We start from the raw sequence: 4,061 nt of genomic DNA on the forward strand, positions 1-4,061 counted from the left end.
CCATCGCCGGCATCATGGTGGCGCGCGACGGCCAGCGGAGATGCCTGGGCCTGTGCCGGCCGCCGCCGTGCCGAAGCGGACCGCCAGATCACCGTGCCCAGGACCTCCAGCAGCACCAACCCGACCAGCAGCTTCAGCGCGATCGCCGAGGTGTTCGGGCTGGGGTCGACCGCTGCATCGCCTGGGTGCGGGAGCGGGGGCCGAGCTTCGCCGTGATCGCCCAGCTGGTGCCGACGGTGCGGCTGGTGGTGCCCGGCCTCGCCGGGCTGGTGCGGGTGCGGCCGCTGGTGGTCTTCGCCGCCACCGCGCTGGGCATCGGCCTGTGGAACGGCCTGTTCATCGGCACCGGCTACGCCGCCGCGGCGCTGGTCGACCCCAGCCCGAACGCCTCGGCGATCGCGCTGAAGCTGCTGGTCGTGCTGGTGCTGCTGGAGGTCCTGGGCACGGTGATCTGGCGGTCCGCTTCGGCACGGCGGCGGCCGGCACAGGCCCAGGCATCTCCGCTGGCCGTCGCGCGCCACCATGATGCCGGCGATGGTTTCGCCTTCTTCCGGGCCTGGCTGAAGGCGCCGCTGCGGGTGGCGGCGGTGGTGCCGTCCGGCCGGGCGCTGGCCGCCGCGATCACCGCCGAGATCGAGCCGCACACCGCCCCGGTGATCGAGCTCGGGCCCGGCACCGGCGCCTTCACCCGGGCGCTGATCGGCCGTGGCGTGCCGGAATCGCGGCTGGCCCTGGTCGAGGCCGGGCCGGATTTCGCCGATCTGCTGCGCGACCGGTTCCCGGCGGCGCAGGTGCTGTGCATGAGCGCCGCCCGGCTGGGGGCGGTGGATCTGTTCGGCGGCGACAAGGCCGGCGCCGTGGTCAGCGGCCTGCCGGTGCTGTCGATGCCGCCGCGGACGGTGATCGCCATCCTCGACGGCGCCTTCCACCATCTGCGGCCGGATGGCGCCTTCTACCAGTTCACCTACGGGCCGCGCTGCCCCATCCCGCGCGCCATCCTGGACCGGCTCGGGCTGAAGGCGGTGCGGATCGGCCGGGCCGTGGCGAATGTGCCGCCGGCCGCGGTCTACCGCATCAGCCGGCGCTGGCCCCGACCACCGGCTTAACCGCGGTCATCGCATCCCAGGCCGCCATGGCGTGATCGATGATGGCGTGCATCTCGGCGCGGCTGGTGCCGTCGCGGGCCTTGATCGACAGCCCCGCCAGCACGGTCGAGTAGAAGCCGGCTAGGGCCCCGAGGGCCGTGCCCGGCGGGAACTCGCCCGCCGCCGCCCCCTGTTCCAGCCGACGAAGCAGCAGGCCGCAGGATTCCTTGTGCAGGTCCAGCAGGTGCGTGCGCACGCCGTCATGTCCCGGCGCCGTGTTGATGGCGCCGAGGATGACGAAGCAGCCATTCGGCAGGCTGGGATCGGTGAAGGCGTCGGCATTGTCGCGCAGCATCGCCTCGATCGCCCCGCGCGCGGTCTTCTGGCAGTCCAGCGCCCGGCGCGTGGCGGAGCCTTCAGTGGCGCGGTACAGCGCCACCGCCTCGCGGAACAGCGCCTCCTTGCTGCCGAAGGCGGCATAGAGGCTGGGGGCGGCGATGCCCATCGCCGCGGTCAGGTCGGCCATCGACACGCCTTCGAAACCATGCCGCCAGAACAGCTCCATCGCCCGCCGCAGGGCAGCATCGCGGTCGAAACCGCGGGGCCGGCCACGCTCCGCCATGACAGATCCTTTCTTTAATGATCGATAAATAAATCACTTGACCGCCGGATGCAACTGCGGCATCGATTTGTTTATCGATCATTAAATATGTGGAGGCCGCCATGGCCGATCTCTCCGGAAAGGTGGCCCTGGTCACCGGCGCCAGCCGCGGCATGGGGGCGGCGATCGCCCGCCGCCTGGCGCGCGACGGCGCCGACATCGCCCTGACCTACAGCGCCTCGCCCGAAAAGGCGGAAGGCGTGGGGCGGGAGATCGAGGCGCTGGGCCGGCGCGCCCTGGTGCTGCAGGCCGACAGCGCCGACCCGGCGGCGGCGTCCGGCGCGGTGGACCGTGCGGCGGCGGAATTCGGCCGGCTCGACATCCTGGTCGCCAATGCCGGCATCGCCATCCAGAAGCCGTTCGCCGAATTCAGCCTCGAGGAGTTCGACCGCACCATCGCGGTCAATGTCCGCGGCGTGTTCGTCGCCACCCAGGCGGCGGCCCGGCATCTGCCGGAAGGCGGGCGGATCATCATCATCGGCAGCAACCTGGCCGACCGGGTGCCGCGGGCCGGCGCCACGCTCTACACCCTCAGCAAGACGGCGCTGACCGGCCTGGCCAAAGGGGCTGCGCGCGACCTCGGCCCGCAAGGCATCACCGTGAACCTGGTGCAGCCGGGCCCGACCGACACCGACATGAACCCGGCCGACGGGCCGCGCGCCGATGCCCTGCGCGCCCTGATGGCGATCCCGCGCTACGGCACCGGCGACGACATCGCCAGTCTGGTCGCCTGGGTGGCCTCGGCCGAAAGCCGGTTCCTCACCGGCGCGGCGCTCACCATCGACGGCGGCATGTCCCTATGACCGCCAGCGCCATCCCCGAGGGCGGCAGCAACAGCGCCTGGGTGCTGGGCGCCGTCTGCCTCGCCGGGCTGATGATGCCGCTCAGCTTCACCGGCCCGGCGGTGGCGCTGCCGGCGATCAGCCGCGACCTCGGCGGCAGCCCGGTGGCGCTGGGCTGGGTGGTGAACGCCTTCGTGCTGGCCTTCGGCAGCTTCGTCATGGCGGCCGGGGCGCTGGCCGACCAGTTCGGCCGCAAGCGCATGTTCCGCGCCGGGGTGGCCGGCTTCACCGTGCTGTCGCTGGTGATCGGCTTCGCGCCCAGCGTGGTCGCGCTCGACCTGCTGCGTGGCGCCCAGGGCATCGCCGCGGCAATCGCCATGGCCGGCGGCGCCGCCTCGCTGGCGCAGGAATTCGAAGGGCCGGCCCGCACCCGCGCCTTCAGCCTGCTCGGCACCAGCTTCGGCATCGGGCTCGCCTTCGGCCCGATCCTGGCCGGCGCTCTGGTCGAAACGCTGGGCTGGCGCGCGATCTTCCTGGCCGGCACGGCGATCGGCCTGCTGGTGCTGGTGTTCGGCGTGCCGCGGATGCGCGAATCGCGCGACCCCGGCGCCACCGGGGTGGATTGGCCGGGGCTGTTCAGCTTCACCGCGGCGCTGGTCTTGCTGACCTTCGGCATCATGCAGGGGCCGCAAAGCGGCTGGGGCAGCGCGCTCGTCGTCGGCCTGCTGGCCGGGGCGGCGGCGATGTTGGCGCTGTTCGTCGCGATCGAGACCCGGGTGGCGCGGCCGATGCTCGACCTGTCGCTGTTCCGCTATCCCCGCTTCGTCGGGGTGCAGTTCCTGCCGATCGCGACCGCGGTCTGCTTCGTGGTGCCGCTGGTGCTGCTGCCGGTGCGCTTCATCGGGGCGGAGGGCATGAGCGAGATCGCGGCCGGCGGGCTAATGATCGCGCTGTCGGCGCCGATGGCGGTGGTGCCGTTCCTGGCCGGGCTGCTGGCCCGCCGGGTCTCGGCCGCCGCGCTGTCCGCCCTCGGCCTGGTCATCGCCGCCCTGGGCCTGGGCTGGCTGGCCATCGTGCCGGTCGGTGCCGGTGCTGCGGCGCTGGCCCTGCCGATGCTCGTGGTCGGCATCGGCACCCGCCTGCCCTGGGGCCTGATGGAAGACCTGTCGGTCAGCGTCGTGCCGCGCGAACGCGCCGGCATGGCGACCGGCATCTTCTCAACCATGCGGGTGGCGGGGGAGGCGCTGGCGATCGCCGCCGCCGGGGCCGTGCTGGTCGGGCTCAGCCAGTCCGGGCTGCAGGCCGCTGTCGGTGGTGATGCGGCGCCGCGGATCGCCGATGCGGTCAACGCCCTGGCCGGCGGCGACATGGACCGCGCTTTGGCGGGGATGCCCGGTCTCGGCCGCGCCGCCCTGGCCCAGGCCTATGGCGGCGCCTTCCAGGCGATGCTGGTGGTGCTGGTCGTGGCCACGCTGGCGGCGGCGCTGGTCGCCTTCGCCCTGCTGCGGCGTCGGACGGCGAGGATGGAGATTT

General features: G+C 73.0%; 4 protein-coding genes. 3 read left to right on the forward strand and 1 reads right to left on the reverse strand.

Features of this window, described 5'->3' with window-relative positions:
* Positions 1-1,106: hypothetical protein (locus AC3XYG_RS00780; protein ID WP_489137907.1), on the forward strand; the 1,106-nt coding region annotated here is incomplete at its 5' end.
* On the opposite strand, the gene AC3XYG_RS00785 is transcribed toward AC3XYG_RS00780, so the two are convergent.
* Positions 1,075-1,707: a TetR/AcrR family transcriptional regulator gene (locus AC3XYG_RS00785; protein WP_489137908.1), complete on the reverse strand. Its 633-nt coding sequence runs from the start codon at positions 1,705-1,707 to the stop codon at positions 1,075-1,077. The two genes, AC3XYG_RS00780 and AC3XYG_RS00785, sit on opposite strands and share 32 nt — an antisense overlap.
* Before the next feature lie 101 nt (positions 1,708-1,808).
* On the opposite strand from AC3XYG_RS00785, the gene AC3XYG_RS00790 reads away from it, so the two are divergent.
* Positions 1,809-2,549, forward strand: coding sequence for a 3-oxoacyl-ACP reductase family protein (locus tag AC3XYG_RS00790; protein ID WP_489137909.1), 741 nt, complete (start codon positions 1,809-1,811; stop codon positions 2,547-2,549).
* Positions 2,546-4,061: MFS transporter (locus AC3XYG_RS00795; protein ID WP_489137910.1), on the forward strand; the 1,516-nt coding region annotated here is incomplete at its 3' end. The genes AC3XYG_RS00790 and AC3XYG_RS00795, both read left to right, overlap by 4 nt.

The organism is Inquilinus sp. (assembly GCF_057815775.1).

What these genes read in the sequence shown, in the direction of transcription:
- AC3XYG_RS00785 (WP_489137908.1), bottom strand. Translation starts at nt 1,707, where the DNA reads ATGGCGGAGCGTGGCCGGCCCCGCGGTTTCGACCGCGATGCTGCCCTG.
- AC3XYG_RS00790 (WP_489137909.1), top strand. Translation starts at nt 1,809, where the DNA reads ATGGCCGATCTCTCCGGAAAGGTGGCCCTGGTCACCGGCGCCAGCCGC.